This is a genomic window from Streptomyces sp. NPDC038200 (assembly GCF_055600785.1).
On the sequence record NZ_JBVJYH010000029.1, the window covers coordinates 24,261 to 48,239 of the forward strand.

The following is a 23,979-nucleotide window of genomic DNA, read 5'->3' on the forward strand; positions in this document are numbered from 1 at the left end:
GGCTGGTTCGGCCGGTGGGGCCTTCACCGGTGTTGGTCCAGGAAGTCGATGATGTGGCCGAACACGTCGAGCGCGGCGCCGCGGCCGATGAACGTGTCGACGTGTCCGTAGGAAGGTATTTCCAGGTAGCGGACGTCCAGCTGCGGGTGGCGGCGGGACAGCACGTCGCGGCACAGCTCGTTGGAGTCCTGCCAGATCTTGTTCTTGCTGCCGGACATCAGCAGCACCGGGCAGTCGATGCGGTCGGCGTGGTCCACCGCGTTGTCCGGGAGCCGGTCGTACCGGTAGTCCCCCGTGTTCCACCGCAGCACCGCGTGTGCCATTTCCATCCGGCGGATGTGCGGGAGTATCCACGTCGGCACCGACCCGAACAACTCGGCCAGTCGATCGTGCGTGCGGATGTCCAGGTTGTCGTGCTCGAACAGTGATCCGCCCGAGCCCCACGAGGAGTTGTGCAGCATCTGGCAGTTGGGGTCGGGACAGTCGGCGCCGAGCGAGGCCAACGCGAAGATCGGGGTGTATTTCGACCGCAGCCCGACCTTCTTGATGTCGACGGGCAGATGGGTGAAGCGCGACCGGAGCAGCTCACCGGCGAAGTGGAACCGGGTCCGCACCGGCCAGGACATCTTCGGTGTCAGGAACACGCCCTGCGCGACCACACCGGCGAGTTCCGGCACCAGTCCGGCGGCCATACTCATGGACAACGACAGCGCACCCATGCAGTGGGCCACCACGAACAGCCGCTGGGATCCGATTCTCGAACGGATGTAGCGCACCGCCTCGGGGATGTCGTACAGCGCGACATCGTCGTAGCTGTAGCGGACCCGGCCCTCGTTGTGCGGCAGCCGGCAGCTTCCGCGCCAGTCCAGCAACCAGGGCTCGTAGCCCGCGTCCAGCAGCGCTTCGGCAAGGTTGCGTGTCTCCGGCAGGACGAACATGTCCGCGGATGCGGTGTGGCCGTGCAGCAGCAGCACGGCCGGCCGGGCCCGGTCGTCGCGGGTGATCCGGCACAGCCCGAGTTCCGTGCCGTCGCCCGCGGCGAACGGGATGTTCTCGATCACGGCGTCGTCCAGTCGGGCGTCCAGCTGCCGAAGCGTCACCGCGGCCACCTCTCCCTGCTCTTGACCCGTTTGCGGTCCTGGGCACGGTCGTTGTCGGTCTGCCGGTCGATCGCGTCCCGGCGCAGGTCCAGCACGTCCGCGGCGGCGCGCAGCCACGGCTCGGCCAGTCCCTTGACCATCTCCGGTACGAACCAGGCCAGCCACGTCGCCTTCGCGATCCGCTGTTCCTGCAGGGACAGGTCCGGATTGACCCGGATGCCGTCGACCTGTTCGCGCAGATAGCTCTTGGACCGCACCTTGACCCGGCCGGCGAACACGGCCGGCCCGCCGTCCTTGCCGATCTCGATGCTCAGGGTCCGCGCCTGTTTCCACAGATCATGGTGCGGCCGGGCGGTCTTCCAGCCTTCCAGCCACCACAGTTGCCCGTCACGGTCGCGCAGCCGCAACCGGTAGTGCAGCAACGGATGAGACTCACCGTACGGCAACGGCATCCCGTCGTCGGGGCGGATGTCGATCTCGCCTGACTCGACGGTCACCGGCTGTTTGTGCACCTGGGGACAGATCAGTTCGCCGCCGCGGATGTCGATGGTGTGCCCGCGCTTCTTGGTGAGCTGGTACATGCTCGCTATCGACAGTGTCATCCGCAGCCGGCAGGGCGTGTCGGGCACGCCGCCGACCGGGCCCAGTCGGCCGCGCATGGTTTCGGGAAACCACAGCAGCGGCGGATCGGTGCGGCTGGGCAGGGCGATCAGGCCGTCGCGGGCCAGCCGCTCGTAGTTCTTCAGGCCCGCCGCCGCGTCGTAGCGGAACGGGGCGGGCAGGTCGTGCCGGGCGGCGAACCTTTCGGTGCGCTCGCCGCGGGCGGGCGGTCCGAGCAGGGTCGCCTCGCACAGCTTGACCGCCGTGGGGCTGCGCATGACCCGGGCCAGGAAGTCCAGTTGCGGGATGGGGTCGGCCTCCCAGCGGGACAGGAAGTCCGCCCGCCACTCGTCCCACTCCATCACCTTCATGTTCATCCCGGACAGCTTCATGTCCCGCAGGAGTTCGGGCAGGGTGTTGGGCCGGCCGGCGAGGTTGTAGTTCAGGCCCCAGGCGCCGGGGTCGTACACGATGGCCGCGGAGATCCGGCTCACCCAGTCCACGGCGGAGAAGTTGAAGTTCCGGAAGGCCGGGACGGTGCGGTAGCGGAAGAACGCCGTGTTGAAGCCACAGCTGAGATCGTGCGCGTTGTAGGCGCCGGTCTGGGTGTGGCCGGCGATTCCGCCCGGGCGCAGCAGCGTCACGGTCAGGCCGTGTTCCCTGGCCCGCCGCAACACCGCCTCGGCCGCCCATTTCGACTTGTCGTATCCGGCGACCAGCCCGTCGATGTGCGCGACCGGATCGTCCTCACCCATCGAGGAGATGCCGATCTCGTTGAACACCGCGATCGACGAGACGTGGTGCAGTGGTTTCGGCGGGCCGGTCATCGCCAGTTCGGCGAGGGTCAGTGGGCCGAGCACGTTGGTGTTGCGCAGCGAGGCGTAGCCGCGCAGGAAGTCGACCGCCGCGGCCACGCTGACGATCGCGTCCGTGTCCCTGGCGAGTTCGTTCCAGCGGTTCTCGGTCAGGCCCAGCCGGGGTTCGCGGACGTCCCCGCGGAGCACGGTGATCCGGCGGCGGAGCTCGCCCGTCCAGGGCAGGTCGAACGAGGCCAGCGACTCGGCGAGGTGTTTCTCGGCGGCCTTGTCGTCTTCGCCGCGCACCAGGCAGACGACGTGCGCGTCGCCGTAGCGCAGCAGATCGAACATCAGGTGGCTGCCGAGAAATCCGGTGGCGCCTGTCAGCAGGATGCGCCGGGGGGCCAGGCGCAGCGGCTCCGGGCGGAACGGAAGGCTGTCCGCCATGGCGAGGTCGGCCGCGATCATGGCCAGTTCCTCGTTCGCCAAGGAGTGCGGCAGCAGGTGGCGGGGCTCTGCCACCAGCAGGTCCGTGCTGGTCGCGGTGGCCTGGCCGGTGGCGCGCAGCCAGCGCTCGGCCAGCCTTCGGGGCCGGCCGTCGGCGAACACGTCGTCCAGGCTGATCCGGACGTCGAGTTCCCGGTCGAGCGCGGCGACCAGTTCCACCGCGCTCACCGACGAGGCTCCGGCGTCGAAGAAGTCCGTCTCCACATCGAGGGTGCGGTGGTCGAGGAACCGGGACGCCGTGGCGGCGATGGCCGAGGCGAGGCTCGGCAGGTCCCACGGCCGGTCCCGTGGCCGGTCGTCCGCGCCGGTGGTCGCCGGGCCGCCGGGCGCGTTGGGGCCGTTGGGCCCGTTACGTCCGTCCGGGGTGTCCGGCCCCTCCGGGACGGGTGGGGTGGGTGGGGCGGGCGGTGCGGACGTCGGTGGCCGCAGTCCGGCGAGCAGGTCCGCCACTGCCGCCGGTCCGGTCAGGCCGGTCTCGATCAACTCGCCTTCGTGCCGGCGGTCGACCCCCGGGTTGCGTGCCGTGGCCATGCCGTCCGGTTCATCCATTGCCCACCTCCCCAACCGTTGCCTGACCGGCGGCCCGGGACGCGAACTCGCGGAGTTCCGCCGGGGCGGCCAGGACCACCAACTGCTCGTCGTCGACATCTCCGCCGCCCAGCGCGGACACCAGCCGCCGGGCGGGAATGTTGCGCGGCGTGCGCTCGGCGACCAGGCGCACCGCGTCGGCGCCCAGCGCCTCGGCACGCTCGGCCAGCCACCGCAGCACGCGTTCCTCGGCGCCCCGGCCGAGTATGCGGCAGCTCATCATCCAGGCCATCACCTCGAGGACGGCACCGTCCGGGTGGAGCACCAGGACGGCGATCTGCCCGTAGTCACCGAACCGGTCGCGGGCTGACACCGTCCAGATCTCGCCGTCCCGCCGCCAGCGCGCCAATGCCTCCGCGTCCAGTGGCACGGGCCGCAGGTTGAACTGGTTCGTCCGCCGGCTGAGCTGGATGGACCGCTCCGTGGTGTCGGCGGTGAGCGGCCGGAAGTCCATCCTCATCTCCAGCCGCTCCAGGAACTCGGCGAACCCCGACTCGGCGCGGGCTCGGTCGCGCAGCCGCTCCTGCTGGTAGGACTCGGCCCGCGCGGCGTCCTCCCGGGTGGCCGGCCGGGGCGTGAGTGGCCAGAGCCGCCGTACGAAGTCGCTGAGCCGCTGCTGCGGCGGGCAGGTCACGCTCAGCACCTCGGGCAGGGCGGACCGCATACGGGCGATCTCCACCGGGTTGTCGTCGAGGAACAGGAAGCTGTCCAGGCCGAGCCGCAACTGCTCGGCCACCTCCGCCAGCCGCACCGGCTTGGGCCGCCATTCGGCGGAGAGGGCGGCGAAGTGCTCCGCGCGCAGCACGCTTTCCGGCCGGTCGAGCACGGCCCGTACGGTGTCCTCGTCGTTGTTGGACACCAGCACCAGCAGGACCCCGGCGGTCCGCCACTGCGCCAGCCGGGCGGCCAGCTCGGCTCGTGGGCCGGTCAGGTCCACGTTCTCCGGCCCGATCTCCCCGGCCACGCCGCTCCACAGGGTGTCGTCTCCGTCGACCACGATCACCTTGGGCGGTGTCCGGCGGATCGCGGTGAGGACCTCGGCGACGGTGAGCGCGACGACCGCCTGGAACTCCGGGGGGAACGGCAGGTGCGCGATGGCTTCGGTGCGCTCGTCGAAGGGCTCCGCCACCCGGGCGATCCGGTGCCAGTCCTCGCCGTCCAGCACGGCGATGCCGGGTAGGAGGCGCAGTCGCGCGGCCAGCTCCCGCTCCCATCGGCGCATCCGGTCGTCCGCGCCGGCTGCCGGAGGGAAACCGACGATCAGCGGCAGGCCGGTCCGCCGGGACAGTTCCTGGATCGCGGCGGGGTATTCCTCGGCCAGTTGCGCCAGCAGTCGGCCGGTCACGGGTGCGAACCGGGCGAAGTCCACGGCGCGCAGCAGCACCACGCCGGCCGTCGTCGACGGCGCGGCGAACACTCCGGCCGGATCGAGGATGCTCGCCAGTACCTGGTGGTACGGCGCCTCGGTGACCGGCAGTCGGGTGGCCGAGGTCAGCAGCGCCGGCAGGTTCCCGAGCGTGAAGGTGGCCGCGAGGGCAAGGGTTCCGGCGGCGCGGGGCGGCGTGGCCGTGACGGGTGCCTCGGTGTTCTCGGCCACTTCGGCGAGCAGGTCGAGATAGTCCTGTGCGAACCGGACGCAGGCCGCCTCGTCGATGATGTCCGTGTTGTAGTCGATGCGGACGTGCCCCAGGTCGGACAGCACGGTGACCATCAGGTCCAGATCGGAGTGGCCGGTGCCGACCGGAAGGAACCGCTGGCCCGGTCCCGGCCGGGAGGTGCCGCGGAGGTAGTTGAAATACACCTCGATCAGTGGCGCGTTCGCGCGGTACAGGCCCTGCCGGACCAGGGTGGACATGGCGTCGAAGAACGACGCGCCGCGGTCCAGCACGCCGCGCAGCCGGGCGTCGGTCCGCCGCAGCACCGCCTCGATCGGCTCGTCCGGCGCCGCCTGGGCCGCGAACGGGATGGGCACGCCGAAGAAGCCGACGGCCTGGTCCGCGCCGACCTGCGCCCTGGTGTCCACCGGTACCGCGAGCGCGAACCGCTGCCGCCCGCGCAGCCGGGCCAACAGGACGGTCAGTGTGCCCAGCCAGAACGCGGCCGGGGTGATGCCGAGCCGGCCGGCCCGCCGGGCGATCCGTTCGGGTAGCTGCTCGGGCACCTCGGCGAAATGGCTGCCCGCGCGGAAACTGCGGGTGGGCGGCCGGGGGCCGGCCAGGGTCAGTTCCAACCGGGAGCAGCCGGTGAACTGCTCGTGCCGCTCCGCCGCCATCGGGTCGCGGTCGGCCGGCCTGACCGGCTGCGCCTTCAGCAGATCCTCGATGTCCTGGTCGGTCGGGGTGGTGTCCAGTTCGGCACCGGCGAGTACGGTGCCGATCTCGGCCGCGACCAGCGCGAGCGAAGGCGCGTCGGACACGGCGTGGTGGGCGCAGTAGATCAGCACCTGCTCGTCGGCGGGACCGGCCAGCAACTCGAAGCGCCACAGCGGGCCTTCGGCCAGGTCGAAGGGTGTCGCCAGCAGGTCCAGCAACCGCTGCTGGACGTCCGTCCGCGCGCCGACCACCGACCAGCGCAGCAGATCGGCGGGGGGTTCCGGCCGGGTCCGCAGTCGCGCGCCGTGTTCGGGGTCCGGCACGATCGTCGTGCGCAGCGCCGCGTGCCGGGCGGCCAGTGCGCGCAGTGCCTCGGCCAGCACGTCCGGCGTGGTGGGGGCGTCGAGTGCGATCGCGTAGCCGATGTTGTGTGTGACGCCCGGTGTGCCCTGCTGCTCCGCGCGCAGCAGGCGCAGCACATCCCGCGTCGCCGGCCGGAGCACGCTCGCGTCCTGGGGGTCGGTCGCCGGCCGCGGCACCCTCGTGTCCTCGGGGGCCGTTCCCGGGTGCCGGGCGCTCGTGTCCTCGGGGGCCGTTCCCGGGTGCCGGGCGCTCGTGTCCTCGGGGGCCGTTCCCGGGAGCCGGGCGCTCGTGTCCTCGGAGGTTGTCGCCGGGTGCCGGGCGTTGATCCCGGCCGCCTCCGTGGCCGGACGGCTCTCGGCAATCCGGCGCGGGGACCCGGCCAGCACCTGGTCGGCGATGTCGTCGAGGTTCGCGCCGTTCAGGAGCCGTGCGACCGGCAGGTTCACGCCGAGGTCCGACTCCACCAGGGAGCGGGTGCGCATCGCCGTCACCGAGTCCATGCCCAGGTCGACCAGGGGTGTGGTGCTGTCGAGTCGGCCGGCCGGGTAGCCGAGCAGGGTGGCGACGCGCTCCCGCAGCAGCGCCAGTACCGTGTCCCGGCTGCGTGGCCGGGCCGGGGGCGCGGTCCGGGGCGGGGCGGGGGCGGCCTGCCGGGGTCGGGGAAGCAAGTCGGCCGGCGGCGGTGACAGCCGGCTCGGGGCGGCGGCGCGCAGCGCGGTCCGGTCCAGTCCTACGGCCACCAGCATCGCCTCGTCGACCGTGCCTGCCTCCGGACTGGCCAGGACCTTGTCGAACGCGAGGTCGAACAGGGCCATTCCCTGTTCGGTGCTCAGCGTGGTCAGTCCGTCGCGCCGTACCCAGTCCAGGTCCGTGTCCGCCACCTGACCGGTCATGCCGGTACGGTCGTCCCACAGTCCCCAGGCCAGCGACAGCGCCGGGCGTCCGGTGGCACGGCGGTGCTGCGTCAGCGCGTCCAGGAAGACGTTGGCCGCCGCGTAGCTGCCCTGTCCGGGTCCGCCGAGTACGCCGGACACCGAGGAGAACACCACGAACGCCGCGAGGTCCATGCCCTCGGTCAGCTCGTGCAGGTGCCAGCCGGCGTCCACCTTCGGGCGCCACACCGTGTCCACCCGTTCCGGGGTGAGCGAGGGGATCAGTCCGTCGTCGAGTACGCCGGCCGCGTGGACCACGACGGTCAGGGGGTGTGCCGGTGGAATCGCGGTCAGCGCCGCCCGGAGCTGGTCGCGATCGCCGGCATCGCACGACCGGATGCTGATCTCGGCTCCCGACAGGGCCAGTTCCGCGCGCAGTGCCGCGGCTCCCTCGGCGTGCTCGCCGCTGCGGGAGAGCAGCAGCAGGTGCCGGGCGCCCCGGCGCACGAGATGACGGGCCAGTTCCGTGCCGAGGCCGCCGGTGCCGCCGGTGATCAACACCGTTCCGGTGGCCAGCGCGGTCGGCGGGACGTCGGTCACCTCGGTCGGCGGGTCGGTTGACGCGGCGGTCCGCGGGGCGGTTGGCGGGTCGGTCGGCGGGGCGAGGGGGTGCAGCCGGGGCAGGTAGCCGCGGCCGCCGCGGACCGCCAGTTGGGGCGCGTCCGCGGCGAGCGCGGCGGCCAGCGCGTCGGGACCTGCGGCAGCGTCCAGGTCGATGACGGCGAGCCGCCCCGGGTTCTCCGCCTGCGCCGTCCGCAGCAGGCCCCACAGCGGTGCCTGCGCGAGATCCGGGGCCGGCTCGGCCTCGGCTCCGGTGTGGACCGCCGATCGGGTGAGGACCGCCAGCCGGGCCGAGGCCAGGGCGTCCTCGGCCGACCAGCGCGCGATGTCACGCAGGACCCGGCGCATCAGCCGGCGTGCCTCGGGCACCACGTCCGCCCCGGCCGGTGACGGGGGTATCGCCAGCAGCACCACGTCCGGCGACGGGGCGCCATCGCGCACGGCGGTCGCCAGGTCCTCGACCGAGGCGTGCACCTGTGCCCGCTCGGCGACACCGGGTACCGTCCCGCCGTCGCTGTCCGGGCCGGTGATCAGGGCCAGGCCGGCGGGCCAGTCGGCCGGGGGCAGGTGGTGTTCGACCCAGGCCAGCCGTAGCAGGGTTTCCGCGCCCTCGCTGCGGCGTCCCGTGCCGAGCCGCGCGGCGGCGGCCGGGCGCACCAGCAGTGAGTCGACCCACGCGACGGGCGCACCGGCCGGGTCGGCCAGCTGGATGGTCGCCGAGTCCGTGCCTTCCAGGGCGATCCTCACCCGCAGTGCGGTGGCTCCCCGCGCGGCCAGGGTGACCCCCGTCCAGGCGAACGGGAGCCGGACGGGCTCCTTCGCGCCAGCGTCGGCCGTGTCCTGCCCGGGCGTTCTTCGCGGGTCGGGGCGCGGCGTCGGGTGCGGTGTGTCGCGGGGCGGAGGACCGGCCTCGTACCGGACACCCTCCACGGCCCCCGACAGCTCCGAAGGCTCCGCCGACTCCCACGGATCCGATGACTCCGAAGGCTCCGCCGACTCCCACAGATCCGATGACTCCGACGGCTGCGACGACTCTGTCGGCTGCGACGGCGCGGCGGGGTGTCGTGACCGTCGTGGCGGACCCGGGAGGAACTCCCGGACGGAGCCCAGCAGGCCGCCCAGTGCGCCGGCCTGCAACGCCGCGTCCAGCAGCGCCGGATGCACCTCGAAGTGCTCCGCGTCCGCTTCCAGTTCGGGCGGCAGGGCGACCTCGGCGAATATCTCCTCGCCTCGCCGCCAGGCCGCCGACAGCCCGCGGAAGGCCGGTCCGTATCCCAGGCCCAGCGACCGGTCCAGTTCGGGATAGAACTCCTCCAGCGCTACCGGACGGGCTTGCGCCGGGGGCCAGGTCCCGGCCAGGTCCGCCATGGCGGGCGGGGGTGCGGCATCGTCCCGCGCGGCGAGCAGTCCGCCGGCATGCCGGGTCCAGGCCGGCCGGTCCGTGGGCGCGTCGGGCGCGGAGTGCACCGTCACCGACCGGACACCGGCCCCGTCCGCCGGGCCGACCAGGACGTTCAGCCGCACTCCCCGGTCCTCGGTCAGGATCAGCGGCTCTTCCAAGGTCAGTTCGAGCAGATGGTGGCAGCCCAGTTCGGCGCCGGCGGTCAGCGCGAGTTCCGCGAAGGCCGCGCCCGGCAGCAGCACCTGTCCCCGGACCCGGTGGTCGGCCAGCCACGGGTGCGTGCCCGGCCGGACGCGTCCGGTCAGCACCGCGCCCCGCTCCTGCGGCAGCAGCACCGCGGCGCGCAGCAGCGGATGGTCCAGCGGCGGCACGCCGGCCGCGTCGAGCCCGGTGGTGCCGGCCGTGTCGGGCAGCCAGTAGCGCTGCCGGTCGAACGCGTAGGTGGGCAGCGGCGTCCGCTGTCCGCCGGTCAGCACCTTCTCCCACGCCACCGGCGCCCCGGCCACGAACGCCTCGGCCGCGGCCTCGAGGAGCCGGCCGAGGCCGCCGTCGTCGCGGCGCAGCGTGTCCAGGACCACCGCCGTGGCGCCCAGTCCGTCGATCGTCTCCTGCATCCCGACCGTGAGCACCGGATGGCTGCTCACCTCGAGGAAGACTCCGATTCCGCGCCGCGCCAGCGCGCCGGTGGCCGCCTCGAACTCGACCGTCTGGCGCAGGTTGCGGTACCAGTAGCCGGCGTCCAGCGCGGTACCGGCCAGCGATCGGCCGGTCACCGAGGAGTAGAACGGCACCTCGGCGGTGCGCGGCTCGACCGGTGCCAGCGACTTGGCCACGTCGGCTTCGATGTGCTCCATCTGGGCGGAATGCGAGGCGTAGTCCACGGCGATCCGCCGGACCCGCACGCCGTCCCGCTGCCAGTCGGCAAGCGCCTGGGCCACCGCTTCGGTGTCGCCGGAGACCACGGTCGAGCCGGGGCCGTTGACCGCGGCCACGGACAGCCGGCCGGCCCGGCCCTGGAGCCGGTTCTGTACCTGCTCGACCGGCAGCAGCACCGACAGCATCCCGCCCTGCCCGGCCAGTGTCCGCAGCGCCGCGCTGCGCAGTGCCACCACCCGGGCGGCGTCGGCCAGGGTCAGCGCGCCCGCGACACAGGCCGCGGCGATCTCTCCCTGGCTGTGGCCCAGCACCGCGGCCGGCCGTACGCCGAGCGACTGCCAGACCGCGGCCAGCGACACCATGACCGCGAACGACACCGGCTGCACCACGTCGACCCGGTCGAGGCCGGGCGCGCCGTCCGCGCCCCGCAGCACGTCGAGCACCGACCAGTCCACGTGCTCGCGCAGTGCCGCGTCACATTCGGCCATCCGCTCGGCGAACACCGGCACGGACGACAGCAAGTCCCGTCCCATCCCGGCCCACTGCGTGCCCTGACCGGGGAAGACGAACGCCACTTGCGGATCCTGCGCGGCGACCCCGGTCACCACGGTGGGTGTCGCGGTCCCTTCGGCCAACTGCCGCAGGCCGGAGATCAGTTCGGCGCGCGCACCGCCCAGCACCACCGCGCGATGCTGGAACGCGGTCCGGTCCACGGCCAGCGAGAACCCGATGTCCACCGGGCGCACCCGGGGGTCGTCGACGACCCGGGCCAGCAGCCGGTCGGCCTGTCCGGTCAGTCCGGTGGCCGTCCGGCTGGTCAGCACCCACGGCACCACCGTCGGCTCGCCCGGCGTCGGGGCGGTCGGCCGTGCTCGTCGGGGTTCGCTCGCCGGCGGCTGTTCCAGCACGACGTGGGCGTTGGTGCCGCTGACACCGAACGAGGACACTCCCGCCCGCCGCGGCCGGCCCGTCTGCGGCCACGGCACGGCCTCGGTCAGCAGCTTCAGCCGGTCCTCGGCCCAGTCCACCTGGGGCGAGGGCTCGGTCACGTGCAGGGTGGCCGGCAGCGTCCCGTTGCGCATCGCCAGGATCATTTTCAGTACGCCGACCACGCCGGCCGCCGCCTGGGTGTGCCCGAGGTTCGACTTCACCGAGCCCAGCAGCAGCGGCCGGTGATCGGTGCGGTCGCGGCCGTAGGTGGCCAGCAGCGCTCCGGCCTCGATCGGGTCGCCGAGCCTGGTCCCGGTGCCGTGCGCCTCGACCGCGTCCACCTCTGCGGGGGACAGCCGGGCGTTCGCCAGGGCCTGCCGGATGACCTGCTGCTGGGCGATGCCGTTGGGCGCGGTGAGGCCGTTGGACTCTCCGTCCTGGTTGACGGCGCTGCCGCGCAGCACCGCCAGGATCTCGTGGCCGCGGCGACGCGCCTGCGACAGGCGTTCCACCACCAGGGAGCAGACGCCCTCGGCGAGGCCGAATCCGTCGGCGGCGGCGGAGAACGCCTTGCACCGGCCGTCCGGCGCGAGCGCGCCCAACTGGCTGAACTCGACCAGCATGCCCAGCGTGGACATGACGGTGACTCCGCCGACCAGCGCCAGTTCGCACTCGCCCAGCCGCACCGACTGCGCGGCCAGGTGCAGGGCCACCAGCGAGGACGAGCACGCGGTGTCCACCGTGACGGCCGGCCCGCGCAGCCCGAGTGTGTAGGCGATGCGGCCGGACAGGACGCTGCCGGTACGGCCGGTCAGCAGATAGCCCCCGGCCGGCGACTCCTGGTCCAGGCCCGGCCCGTACTCCATGGTCATCGCGCCGACGAACACCCCGGTCCGGGTGCCGCGCAGCGTCGTGGGGTCCATGCCGGTCCGTTCCAGGGCCTCCCAGGTGGTCTCCAGAAGCAGCCGTTGCTGGGGATCCATGGCCAGCGCTTCGCGCGGCGAGATCCGGAAGAAGGCGGCGTCGAAGCGGTCCGGTTCGGTCAGGAATCCGGCCTCTCGCTGGTAGTAGCGGCCATCGGCGTAGGCGGCGGCCGCGTCCCAGCCGCGGTCCTGGGGAAACGCCGTCACCGCGTCGCCGCCGGACGCGAGCAGCCGCCACAGCCCCTCGGGATCGGTGATGCCGCCCGGCAGCCGGCATCCCATGCCGACGATGACCACCGGGTCGTCGGCGTCGGCGGCCTCGGGGCGCACCTGCGCCGGGTCTCCCCGCTCGGCGGACAGGCCGTCGCCGTAGAGTTCTGCGGCCAGGTGCGCGGCCAGCCGCCGCGGGGTGGGATGGTCGAACAGCGCCGTCACCGGCAGCGTGGTCGCGAGGGCCGTGCCGATCCGCTTGCCGGCCTCGACGGCGGTGACCGAGTCGAAGCCGAACGCGTGGAGTGACTCGTCCGGGCCGATGGGCCGTTGCTGCGCGGACAACCAGTCGAGCTCCCGGCGGATCAGGTCCAGCAGTTCGTCCCGGCGCGCGGCGGCCGGCAGCCGCTCCAGGTCGGTCCGCAGTCCGTCGTCGCTCCCGGGGGGACGGCCGGCACCGTCGCCGCTCTCGAGGGGACGGCCGGCGCCGTCGTCCTCGTCCGCCGCCGTGCCGGGCGGCGGCTCGGCCGGCACCGGTGGGGGGAGCGGCACCGGGCGGCCGGACGTCGGGAACACCCTTGTCCAGTCCGGTTCCGCGCCGGCCACATAGGCTTCGGCGAGGGAGCGGTGGAAGCGGTCCAGCCCGCCGTCGTCACGGCGCAGGGTGCCGACCACCTGCGTGCGGGCGCCGGCGGACGCGCAGATCTCGTCGAGCGCGGCCGTCACCACCGGGTGCGGGCCGACCTCCACCAGCAGCGAAGAGGGGTGCGTCAGGCAGGCGCGGACGGCGTCGGCGAAGCGCACGGTGCCGCGCAGCGCCCGGCACCAGTAGTCGGTTTCCAGCGGGGTGTCCCCCAGTGCCCGGCCCAGGAACGATGAATAGATCGGCACGGTCGGCGGTTGCGCGCGCAGGCCGGCGAGGTCCGCTCGCAGCCGGGGCTGGATGCGGTCGATGTGCGGTGAATGCGCGGCCAGTCCGACCGCGACCTTCCTGGCCCGGACGTCCCGCTGCCGCAGCAGGGTGAGGAGTTCCGCCGCGGCGTCGTGGTCGCCCGCGACCACGACGGAGGCGGGGCTGTTCACCGCGGCCACCACCAGGCGGCCGTTCCAGCGGGTGAGCAATCGCTCGACTTCGGCTTCCGGTGCCCGCACCGACACCATGTCGCCCTGCCCGGCCAGCGTCGCCTGCGCCTGGCTCCATCTGGCCGCGATGCGGGCGCCGTCGTCGAGGCAGAGCGCGCCGGCCACCACCGCGGCCGCGATCTCGCCCAGGCTGTGGCCGACCACCGCCGCGGGTGTCACGCCGTGCGCGCGCCACAGTTCGGCCAGCGCCACCATCACCGCGAACAGCGCGGGCTGGGCGACATCCGCCCGGTCCAGGTCGCCGCCGACAGCGGAGTCCGGCTGGAACGCCGCGTCCAGCGGCCAGTCGAGAAACGGCTCCAGCGCCTGGGCGCACTCGTCCAGCTTTGCGCGGAACACCGGGCTCTGCCGTGCCAGCGTCGCGGCCATCCCGGGCCACTGCGGCCCCTGCCCGGGAAACACGAACACGATCCGGCCCTCGCGCGCCGTACCGCGCAGCAAGTGGGGGGCGGTGCGGCCGAGCCGCACGGCGGTCAGGCCGGCCAGGAAGTCCTCGCGGGCGCCGGCCGTCACCACGGCGCGGTGTTCGGCCGCGCTTCGGGCTCGTCGCGCCAGTGCGGCGCCGACGTCACGCGGCGACCAGTCCGGCTGCCCGGCCAGGAAGGTCTCCAGTCGCCCCGCCCATGCCCGTAATCGGTCCGGGCCGTCCGCGGCGAGCAGCCAGGGGACCGCGTCGGCCGAGGGCGCGGTGTCCGGATCCCGGGGCAGGCCGGCCGCCTCGCCTGTCAGCGGCGTGGTGTCCGGCGATGAATCATCCCGCAGAGCGCTCACGGAGGGCCTCCTGCCGAGCTCATCCTCGAATCGAACAGGCACGACCAACGACACGACGCTGTGTTGTCGACCAGACGCTCTGCACAGTCCCGGGAAGGGCGCAATCGCACCGCTCGCGTGTTCATGCGCCGTTCAACGTGTCGAGATCGCCCGTGAGCATGGCCAACAAACAACCATCAGCCGGGAAAGACCGGCGTTTCCCGCGACGGATCGTGTCGTCAGGTGATCATTCGGACGGTCCGGTGGTACGTGAGTCGGTATAGGACGCGGGCAACTGTATAAGAGGGCCTGGATCGCTCTGTTCGATTCTGGCCAGGTTCGGAAAGGCCCTCGGGACGCCCGGACGAAGCCGTGCGACGGGGCTCGCCGAGGCGTCGTCGTGTCCCTGTGCGTCCGGCCCGTGCTGCGCTGTTCGCGAAGGCCCACGCTGTTGCGGAAGGCCCGAGAGGCCGGTGCGGGTGGCGTCCTGTGAGGCCCAGGAGCAGGTGGGGGCTGCTGTCCCGGGCACCCGCCGCTGCGGGAAGGGGAATGCCCGGGCCCGGGACAGCTCCTCGTCGAGAGGACGGTGATCCGGCCGGAGGTGTCCCGCCTGCCGTCCGGCCGGGAACGTCCCTCCGGCGGCCGTCCGCCCGGCGTGCGCCCGTGATGATGTGGGCGCGTTTCAGGCGGCCGGGAGGGCTCGTGCAACGGCCGTCCTGTGCCTGCCGCCGGGGGACGCCGTCCCGTGCGGAAGGGCTCAGAAGTCGTCCGCGCCGTTGCGGAGTTCAGGAGTCCAGTAGCCGGTGAGGGCCTTCGCCGGGTCCACGGCGATGCCGCCGCTGCCGGGCGCGGTGACGGCGATGACCGTGGAGTCGCCCTCCAGTGTGAGGGAGAACGCCGACACGGGTTCGTTGTCCTCGTCGACCCCGCCGTCCGACAGCTTCACCAGGGCGTAGGCGGGGGCGCCCGCCGTGAGCACGACCGGTGTGGCCGGCTTGCTCTTGGCGACGGCCGGGACGTCCTGCTTGTGGCTCTCCAGGAACTGGACGTGCGGGAAGCCCGTCAGCCGGCAGGAGTGCCGAGTGGTGTTCTTCGCGGTCAGGACGATGTGGGTGGTGGGCGGACCGTCCTGCCGGGCGGCGGTGACGCGGACGTCCCCCGCGGTGCACGCCGGGGTGGAGGCGGCAACCTGCTCGCCGGTCGCGTCCGCCGAGCCCGCCGAGGCGTCGGTGGAGCCCGCCGACCCCGCCGAGGCGGTCGATCCCGTCGCGCCGGACGTGCCGGTGCCCTTGTCGGCCGTCGACGCGGTGGCCGCCGGGGACGACGCCACCGTGGCCGCGGGGGTCGCCGCGGACGAGGAGGTGGTGTCCGAGTCGCTCTGGCAGGCGGTGAGGGACATCGCGAGAGCCGTGCCCGCGACGGCGAGCAGCGTGGAGCGGTGAAGCAGAGTGTTCATGGAGAGTTCCCCGTGAGTGGTTCGGGGCCGCGGCCCGGTGCCGTCGGCCGGTGTCGTTCCGTCTGTTTGCTTTTTTCGGTGGTCAGTTGCCCTTGCCCGGCCGGTAGTCGGAGGGCAGGGTGTGGACGAACTCGCGCGGGTCGGCGTGTGCGGCCTCCAGCAGTTCCGGGACGCTGTGATAGCCGAGGGCGTACAGGTTCCGGCTCGGGTCCCAGGTGTTGTAGGCGTACATCGCGTTGCGCTTGGTCTTCATGTGGGCGCCGGGGATGTTCAGCACGTAGGCCGCGCCGTCCGCACGGTCCTCCCGGGGACGTTCGTAGGCGTAGACGTGGTTGAAGCGCACGTCGGAGATCGTGCCGTCGTTCATCAGGCGGTAGGCCACGTCGCTGCACCCCTTGTGCGTCTCGGTGTGCTCGAGCCAGCCGGCGGTGAACTTGTGCGAGGCACCGGGGTACCGCGCGGCGAGCGCCCTGACCTTCGCGTCGATCCGGTCGACGAGCTTGTTGTAGGCGGAGGTGCTGGCGAAACCGTCGTCCACCACCTTGAAGTTGATGACCTTGTCGACGCCCAGCGCCTTCGCGGAGGCCATGAACTCGGCGGTCCGGGCGGCGACGACCTGGGTGGTTCCATCGGTCGGCCAGGACAGGTTGTGCCGGCCGCCCGCGGCGCACGGGTGCGGGCTGGACCACTGGGTCAGGGGGCACGGGTCGCTGTTCATGCGGACGGCCAGATCGGGGTTGCGGCCGTTGCTCACCAGGACGAGGTAGACGGGCCGGCCCGCCGCCTTGTGCTCCAGGATCGACCCGGCCAGGCCGATCGCGTCGTCGTCCTGGTGCGGGGCGTAGAAGATGGCGGGCTTGGCGGCGGCCGAGGCCGCCGGGGCACGGCCCGTCTGGTAGGCCACTGCGGCGGCGGCCAGCGCACCGGTGGCCAGGACGCTCCGCCTGGTCGGCCCTGCGGTGTGCTCGGTGCTGTGGTTCATGTGGGAGGTCCCCGTTCGGTGGGCTACGGCATGCAGGTGACGGTCTGTCGACCGCGGGTGGTCGGCGCCGTCCCCGCACCGCACCGGCCCCGTCCTTCGGCGGACTTCGCCGGGGGGTGTCGACCGGAGTGCGTGTACCTGGAGGGCGTCCCGCGTCTGCCTTCAGTCGATCATTTCCGGTCCCGCTCGCCCAGGCGGTTCTCCCGGCAGAACTACCGTCGGTCATACTTCTGCCGAGGGCTCGCATCGGCACGAGCCGGATGATCGGGGACGACGACGGTGCGCGACGGCACGGCTTCCACCGGGGACTTCGGGCAGCAGTTGCGGCACCTGCGGGTGCGCGCCGGGCTGAGCCAGGAGGCGCTGTCGCACGCGGCCGGGGTGAGCGTCAGGGCGCTGGCCGACATGGAACGCGGACGCACCCGGGGGCCGCAGCGCCGCACGGTGCAGGCGCTGGCCGAAGCACTGGGACTGGACGACTCCGAGTCGGCGGCCCTGGAGAAATCCGCCGCCGTCGGCCGTCCGCGCCCCCGGGCGGCCACCGGCCCGGCGGGCTCCGGCGCCCTGGCCCTGCCGCGCGACATCCAGGATTTCACCGCGCGCGGCCCGGCCCTGGCCCGGCTGCTGGAACTGGCGCGGGACGCCGATCCGGGCCGGCCGGCGGTCACCGTGGTCGCCGGGCAGCCCGGCCTGGGCAAGACCGCGTTCGCGGTGCACGCCGCGCACCACCTCGCCCCGCACTTCCCGGACGGGCAGTTCGCCCTGGACCTGCACGGTATGGACCCCGAGCCGACCACCCCGCGGGACGCGCTGGCCCGGCTGCTGGGCGCGATGGGGGTCGCCGACGCGGCGATCCCGTCCGGCACGGACGACCGGGCCGGCCTGTGGCGGTCCCTGGCCGGTGAGCGGCGCATGCTCCTGCTGCTGGACAACGCGGCCGACGAGTCCCAGGTCGGCCCGCTGCTGCCGGGCACCGGTCCGTCCCTGACGATCGTCACCAGCCGGCACGCCCTGGCGGGTCTGGAGTCCGTCCACCGCACCGATCTGGCCCTGCTGCGGCGCGAGGAGGCGGTGGAACTCCTGACCCGCATCATCGGCCCGGACCGGGTGCGGGCCGAGGCGCAGGCCGCACGCGATCTCGCCGACCTGTGCGGGAACCTGCCGCTGGCCGTGCGGATCGCCGGCCAGCGGCTCCTGAGCCGGCCGCACGAACGCCTCGGCAAGCTCGTCGCCCGTCTCGCCGCCGAGGGCCGCCGACTGGACGGCCTGCAGGCCGGAAGCCTGCGGGTACGGGCCGCCTTCGCGCTCTCCTACCGGCAACTGCCGCCCGACTCACGGACTTTGCTGCGCCGCGCCGCGCTGGCCGCCGGAGCGGACTTCAGCCCCGAGACCGGTGCCCTCCTGGCCGGCCTGACCCACGACGAGGCGGTCGCCTGCGCGGAGGAACTGACCGACGCCGGGCTGCTCCAGAGCGATCCCGCGGCCGAACGGTACCGCTTGCACGACCTGCTCAGGCTCTACGCCGCCGAACAGGTCGAGGCCGAGGACGGCCCCGAGGTACGCGAAGCCGCCCTCGACCGGACCACGCAATGGATGCTGCGCCGGGCCACCGCAGCGGCGCTGCACTTCGACGTCGACCACGAACGGACCGCGTCGCACAGCGACCCGGACCCGGACGGAGCGCCCACCGGCCGGGAGGAGGCACGTGCCTGGCTGGAGGCCGAGCGGGCCCAGTGGCTCGCCGCCCTGCGCCGCGCCCATGACACCGGCCTGCACCGGGAGGTCCTGGACACGGCACAGGCGATGCACTGGTTCTCCGACCTCAACCAGCACTGGGAGCAGTGGGTGGAGGTCTTCCAGCGCTCCGCCGACTCCGCCCGCTGCCTGGGCGCCAGGCAGGAGGAGGCCGTTCACCTCAACTACCTCGCCTGGGCCTACAACCTCTGCGTGCACGACCCCCGCGCCGCCCTGACGGCCGCCGACGGCGCGCTGGCGGCGGCCCGCGACTGCGGGGACGGGCTCCAGCAGGGCTGGGCGTTCGGCTACGGCGCGGGCGCCCTGCACCGGCTGGGCCGGACGGAGGAGGCCCAACAGCGCCTGCGCGAAGCGGCCCGCTGCCTCGCCTCGCAGGAGTCCCCGCAGGGCCGGCTGGCCGAGCTGACGATCCTCAACACCCTGGGCACCCTGCTGCGCCAGACCGGCCGGGCGGCCGAGGCGCTGGACATCCACCGCCGCAGCGAACGGATCTGCCGCGCGGGCGTCCCCGGCCGGACGGACGAGGTGATCGCGCTGTACCACGCGGTCGCTAGGCAGCAGATCGGCAACGACCTGGCGGCCCTGGAACGGTGGCACGAGGCCGAAACGCCGCTGCGGCAGGCCCTCGCCGCCTTCGACGCCGCGCAGATGCCGGCCTGGTCGGAGCAGGCCCGGCTCGACCTGGGGCAGGTGCTCGGCGCCACGGGGCATCCCGAGGCCCGGGAGACGCTGCTCACCGCTCGCGACGCCCTCGCCGCGCTGCGCAGCCCGCGGCAGGTCGAGGCCGTCGAGGCACTCGCCGCACTCGACGAGACCGGTGCCGGTGCCGGTGCCGGCACCGCCGCGCCGCCGGCGGCCAGGGGCCGTACCCGGCTCCCCTCCTGAACGGGTTCCGCGTCCGAGTCGGCCGCCCGCATCCGCCGCCGGTCCGGCTCACTCCGGAACAGGGCGATTCCGGTCGCCGAAGCGGTGGATCGCGAAGTCGGACACCGGCCGGTAGCCGATGCGTTGGTACAGGGCGTTGCTGGTCGGATTGGCGAGGTCGGTGAACAGGAGCACCTCCTCCGCCCCGCGGGACCACGCGGCACGGCCGGCCTCGGTGGCGACGGCACCCGCGTAACCGCGGCCGCGAAGCCCCGCCGGGGTGTACACGGCGACCACGCGGATCTGCCCGGCGACCCGGGGGGAGGTGCCGGCCATGGACACGGGGGTGCCGTCGGGGGTCTCCCAGAACAGCAGGTCGCCGCGCTCTGTCCGGTCGTCGGCCCAGTCCCCGGGGGCGCGGCCGGCCGACTCGCCGACTTCGGCGCAGAACTCCGCGTACCAGCGCGCCATCAGCGCGCGGTCCGCCGCTCCCGCCACCCTGGCCCGTCCCGGCGGCACCGGCTGCGGCGCCGTCGGCTCCCCCAGCCTGTACAGGCGCAGGCGTTTGTGCAGCGCGGACGGGATGCCGGTGTGCCGCTCCCATGCCGCGGCGAGGGCGGCGGCGGTGTCGTGGTCGGCGTTGACGCCGTCCGGCATGCGTCCGGCCGCGGCGAGCCGGCGGGCGAGGCCGTCGGCCTCCTCCTCGGTCAGCGGGGTGACCACGAGGGGGTGCGGTGGGGTGCGGAGGAAGGCCGCCCGCACGGCACCGTTCGCCTGCAGCACCCCGAACTCGGGCGGGGCCTCGCCGTAGTGTCGTATGCCACGGGTGCGCAGGTTCTCCGTCACGGTGAGTTGCACGGTATGCCGGTCCGGCCGGGAGCGCAGGAAGCCGTCGGCGCGGGTCAGGTATTCCGTGAGGTCGTCGGTCAGGTACCAGTCGTCGAAGGGCATGGCCCATGATCTGACCCGCCGGGCGCACCGCGCCTCCCAATTACCCTCCGGCCGACGGACCGAAGGACCGACGGACCGACGGGCCTGCGTGTCTGCGGGCCTGCGGGCCTGCGTGTCTGCGGGCCGCCGGGCCTGCGTCTCTGCGGGCCGCTCTTCGCGGCCGGGACGCGGCGTGCCATGCCGCGATGGAGCGGGAACGGGCCGGTGGGAGATCGAGGTCGAGCGTGCGGCCTCGGATGGGGCGGGGTGGGCAGACGCAGGGCGGTAGCCGTCCCCTCGCGCCCAGGATGCCGGCGCCCTCCCCGAGGGCACCGGCATCGAGGCCGCTCACACCGTGACCGCTGCCGCCCGCCGACCAGGCTCCGGCGGCTCGCCCACCCTGTCCGCGGCTATGTCCTCCACGGCACTGCAACCGCAGCGGCCCACGTCATCCGGCTCCGCACCTGACCGACCGGACCCGTGCCGGTCGTCACTTACCGCCGATGCCCTTCTCCCCGATGTGGAAGATCTTGTGGCTGCCGCGGGTCATGTCGACGATCAGCTTGGTCGTGCTGGACTTGCTCCAGGTGAGGGTGATCACGGCCTCCGTGTAGTCGGCGGTGCCGTTGTCGGTGACCTTCCAGGCGAGCGGCACGTTCTGGGCGCGCAGGACGCCGTTGGCGTGGTTCTTCTCCTCCCAGGCGTTCAGTTCCTTCTGGAAGCCGGGGGTGAGGTAGTGGCTGCGCAGGGCCTTCCCGAGGCCGCCGCTGTCCTCGTCGGTCACCGCGTCGATGTAGGCGCCGTAGAAGTCGGCGATGCGGGTGATGTTGTCCGACGGCTTGCCGCTGACGCTGCGCGGGGTCCCTGCGGAGGCCTGGACGGTGGCGCCGATGCCGAGGGCGACGGCGAGGACGCCCGCGGTGAGGGCGGTGCGGGTCTTGCTGTTCATGTCTGTTCTCCGTTTGCGAGTGATCGATTGATCGAGTGGTCGAGTGGTCGGGCTGTGATGTGACCGTGGGTGCCGGGCCGTCCTCCCGACCCCCGTGACGGGAGGACGGCGCCGGGGCCCCGTCAGCGGAGCTTGTTCACGGCCTGGGCGGTCGTCTTCTTGAATGCCTTCACCGGAGCGCCCGCGAAGCCGCCGAGCTGCGCCCAGTTCACGACCGTGACGGTGCGGCCGTCCCGGCCGACCGACAGCAGGCGGACGTCGCTCGCGCCCCAGGAGGTCTCGGTGTGGACGCCGTAGACGTGGGCGCCCTCCTCGACGGACAGCTTCCCGTAGTCCTTGCCGGTGGCCTCGGTGTCCGGTTCCCGCTGCTCGATGCGGGCCGCGCAGGACTTCATGTCCTTGTTGAGCCGCGAGGTCAGCTGCTTCGCCGAACGGGTGTCGCGCAGGACGACGGTGATCTGCCGGGCGTTCGTGTCGAGGTCGGTGCGGAAGTCGCGGTGCCAGGCGGAGCCGTGGCCCGGCAGCGCCCGCAGGCAGGTGTCCCGGTCCGTCTCCTCCGGTACGCCGGCGGTGACCCGGCCGGCCGTCCAGGACGAAGTGGGGTGCGGTGGCAGGTCCGCGGCCGCGAGGAAGCCGGGCGCTTTGGCAGCGGCGACGGCCGGTCCGGCGAGCGCCGCGGTCAGCCCCGTGACGGCGACTGCGAGGAGCGCGCCTGCTCGGGTGCGCTTGGGCATGGGTGTCCCCCCATAGACGAGTGCGGTGGTTGCACGAGTGCGGTGAACGCATACGTGCGGTGCTTACGTGGCGGATGTCGCCCGACGCCGGTTGGTCGGTCCGGCCCTGGTCGGCGCGACACCAAGAGCATCGCCGGTCAGTGGATCCCCGTGCAACGACCGGCGCCCTTTTGGCGACGGTGGAACCATCCCAGCCCATCTGACGTGCAGGTATATGAGTGCCTGGGATACGGGATCGCGGGCGGACGACGGGGGAACGGGTGTCGGTTCGCGACGACGTCGAGGAGTTCGCGGCGCTGCTGCGCCGGCTGAAGGACCGCACGGGCCGGAGCTACGGCTCCCTGGCCCGCCGCCTCACCATGAACACCTCCACGCTGCACCGGTACTGCGCGGGCGAGGCGGTACCGCAGGACTTCGCGCCCGTGGAGCGGCTCGCGGCGTTCTGTGAGGCGACACCGCAGGAGCGGCTCGAACTGCACCGGCTGTGGCTGTCGGCGGTGGCGGCTCGGCAGCGGGTGCCCAGGGCCGGTTCGACGCAGGCGACGGCCTTGGCTCCGGTGCCGGAAGCGGACGGGGCGGGCATCGATGAAAGCGACTCCGCTCAGCAGCCCGGGGACGATCCCGCCCCGGACATGCCCGCCCCCTCACCCGCCCCCGCGACCGCCTCCTCTCCCGTGCCCTCGCCCGCTCCCTCGCCCGCTGCCCGCCCCTGGTACCGCCGCCGACGGATCGTGGCGTCCACCGCCGTCGCCTGCGTACTGCTCGCCACTCTGGGCATCACGTCCGCCCTGTCGGACGACCACTCCCCCGAGACGGACGCCTCCCGCTCCGCGGGCCCGCGGACAACCACCCCCGGCACACCCCACCGCTCGGCCAAACCATCGGCGCCCCCCTCCCCCTCAGCCTCGCCCTCCCCCTCCCGTTCCAAGAGCAGTGCGTCGCCGGGCCTCCGGCACAAGGCCCCCGCCCCGTCCGCCACCGGCGGCGGTCCCACCTCGGCCGCTAAGCCGGCCGGCGGGCTGCCGCTCACCTGGAGCGCCGACTCCCAGGTATGGAACATGGGTTGCGGCCACGACTACGTCATCGACAAGTCGCCCGCGCAGGTGCCTCCGCCGCCGGTGCAGCAGGACGCCGGGGCGTGGGCGGCGACTCAGGGCGCGCTGCACGGGCGGCAGACGATGGTGCAGATCTCGGTGCAGGGGCGGTCGTCCACGGCCGTGGTGCTCGAGTCGCTGCGCGTGCGGATCGTCAGCCGCGGCAACCCGGCCGCCGGGAACGCGTACGCCATGGACCAGGGGTGCGGCGGCGAGCTCACGCCCCGTCGCTTCACCGTGAACCTCGACGCCGACCGGCCCATCGCCCGCCCGAAGGACGGCGCCGACAGCGAACACACCATCCCGGCCGTGCACTTCCCCTACCGCGTGTCCGCCGAGGACCCGGAGGTGCTGCTGGTCGACGCGACGACACAGACCCACGACGCCCGCTGGTACCTCGAACTCGACTGGTCCTGCCAGGGCCGCACCGGCACGATCCGCATCGACGACCACGGCCGTCCGTTCCACACCACCGGCATCAAGGGAGTGCCCCGCTACTGGTACGGCACGAACGACGCAGGCGTGCGTGCCTGGGTCCCGTACGGCGGCTAGCACGTGTCTCTTCGACGGGCCCTGTGGCGGCGTCAGTTACCCCTCAGGTGTGCCAGCGTCGCGTCGAGGTCTGCCCTGCGGGGCTGGTTGTACGGGAGTTTGGCCAGCACGGCGGCCATACCGCAGGTGTTCGTCGGGGCGGAGTAGACCAGCCCACCGGCGACGCCGGCGGACAGCAGCCGGAAGGCCGGATGAACGACCTCGCCCAGTGCCAGGCCGAGCAGGACGAGTGAACCGGCGACGAGTCGCACCTGGCGCTCCATGCCCCAGGTCGCCTTCCGCGGGCCCTCGGGCCGGTGCAGGTCGTGGCCCTGGGCGGCCCAGGCGCCGGTGCCTCCGGCGAGCGTGGCGGCGTGGATGCCGTTTTCCGCGAGTGTGCGGCACGCGTTGTCGGAGCGGGCGCCCGAGGCGCAGACGACGAGGATTTCACCGCGGTGGGCGGCGGTGCGGATGTCGGGCAGTGCCCGGTGGAGCTGGTCCAGGGGGATGTTCAGGGCACCGGGGATGTGACCGCCGACGTATTCGCCGGGGGTGCGCACGTCGATCACGGTGAGTTCGTGCAGGCGGCCGTGGGCCTGGCGGGGGTCGAGGGTGGTGGGGGTGGTCATGGCGAACTTCTTCCTCGGGTGTGGGCCACGGCGACGAATCCGGTGCGGCCCGTGAGCAGTT

Annotated in this window: 11 protein-coding genes; 2 read left to right on the top strand and 9 right to left on the bottom strand. The window is 73.3% G+C overall.

Annotated elements, in window-relative coordinates; genetic code table 11:
- Positions 1 to 23 precede the first annotated feature (23 nt).
- The 5 genes from ACZ7KF_RS37925 to ACZ7KF_RS37945 all read right to left on the bottom strand — a co-directional run bounded on the left by ACZ7KF_RS37925 (position 24) and on the right by ACZ7KF_RS37945 (position 16,432).
- On the bottom strand, positions 24 to 1,100 hold the full coding sequence (locus ACZ7KF_RS37925) for an alpha/beta hydrolase (protein WP_471085979.1): 1,077 nt from the start codon (positions 1,098 to 1,100) through the stop codon (positions 24 to 26).
- The gene (locus ACZ7KF_RS37930) at positions 1,097 to 3,553 is read right to left on the bottom strand and encodes a thioester reductase domain-containing protein (RefSeq protein ID WP_471085982.1); all 2,457 of its coding nucleotides are present in this window, start codon (positions 3,551 to 3,553) and stop codon (positions 1,097 to 1,099) included. The genes ACZ7KF_RS37925 and ACZ7KF_RS37930 overlap by 4 nt, the downstream gene beginning before the upstream one ends.
- Entirely contained in the window at positions 3,546 to 14,015 is a 10,470-nt protein-coding gene (locus ACZ7KF_RS37935) for an HAD-IIIC family phosphatase (RefSeq protein WP_471085985.1), read from the bottom strand. Before ACZ7KF_RS37935 ends, ACZ7KF_RS37930 begins: the two co-directional genes overlap by 8 nt.
- A gap of 736 nt (positions 14,016 to 14,751) precedes the next feature.
- The gene (locus ACZ7KF_RS37940; protein WP_471085988.1) at positions 14,752 to 15,450 is read right to left on the bottom strand and encodes a DUF4232 domain-containing protein; all 699 of its coding nucleotides are present in this window, start codon (positions 15,448 to 15,450) and stop codon (positions 14,752 to 14,754) included.
- A gap of 82 nt (positions 15,451 to 15,532) precedes the next feature.
- Positions 15,533 to 16,432, bottom strand: coding sequence for a PIG-L deacetylase family protein (locus tag ACZ7KF_RS37945; RefSeq protein WP_471085991.1), 900 nt, complete (start codon positions 16,430 to 16,432; stop codon positions 15,533 to 15,535).
- A gap of 279 nt (positions 16,433 to 16,711) precedes the next feature.
- Between ACZ7KF_RS37945 and ACZ7KF_RS37950 the strand changes: the two genes are divergently transcribed.
- Positions 16,712 to 19,072 carry an ATP-binding protein gene (locus ACZ7KF_RS37950; RefSeq protein WP_471085993.1) on the top strand — a complete coding sequence of 787 codons (2,361 nt, stop codon included), beginning with the start codon at positions 16,712 to 16,714 and terminating at the stop codon, positions 19,070 to 19,072.
- Between the two features lie 48 nt (positions 19,073 to 19,120).
- Here ACZ7KF_RS37950 and ACZ7KF_RS37955 read toward each other — a convergent pair whose 3' ends face one another.
- The 3 genes from ACZ7KF_RS37955 to ACZ7KF_RS37965 all read right to left on the bottom strand — a co-directional run bounded on the left by ACZ7KF_RS37955 (position 19,121) and on the right by ACZ7KF_RS37965 (position 21,664).
- Positions 19,121 to 20,002, bottom strand: coding sequence for a GNAT family N-acetyltransferase (locus ACZ7KF_RS37955; RefSeq protein ID WP_471085996.1), 882 nt, complete (start codon positions 20,000 to 20,002; stop codon positions 19,121 to 19,123).
- A gap of 469 nt (positions 20,003 to 20,471) precedes the next feature.
- Positions 20,472 to 20,930, bottom strand: coding sequence for a hypothetical protein (locus ACZ7KF_RS37960; RefSeq protein ID WP_471085998.1), 459 nt, complete (start codon positions 20,928 to 20,930; stop codon positions 20,472 to 20,474).
- Positions 20,931 to 21,052: 122 nt separating this feature from the next.
- A complete protein-coding gene (locus ACZ7KF_RS37965) occupies positions 21,053 to 21,664 on the bottom strand; it encodes a hypothetical protein (protein WP_471086001.1) in 612 nt (203 codons plus the stop codon).
- A 260-nt stretch (positions 21,665 to 21,924) separates the two neighbouring features.
- On the opposite strand from ACZ7KF_RS37965, the gene ACZ7KF_RS37970 reads away from it, so the two are divergent.
- Positions 21,925 to 23,310: a helix-turn-helix domain-containing protein gene (locus ACZ7KF_RS37970; RefSeq protein ID WP_471086004.1), complete on the top strand. Its 1,386-nt coding sequence runs from the start codon at positions 21,925 to 21,927 to the stop codon at positions 23,308 to 23,310.
- A gap of 32 nt (positions 23,311 to 23,342) precedes the next feature.
- Here the strand turns inward: ACZ7KF_RS37970 and ACZ7KF_RS37975 are convergent, their stop codons facing one another.
- Positions 23,343 to 23,918 (bottom strand): rhodanese-like domain-containing protein, encoded by a 576-nt coding sequence (locus ACZ7KF_RS37975; protein ID WP_471086007.1) that lies wholly within the window; start codon positions 23,916 to 23,918, stop codon positions 23,343 to 23,345.
- Positions 23,919 to 23,979 lie beyond the last annotated feature (61 nt).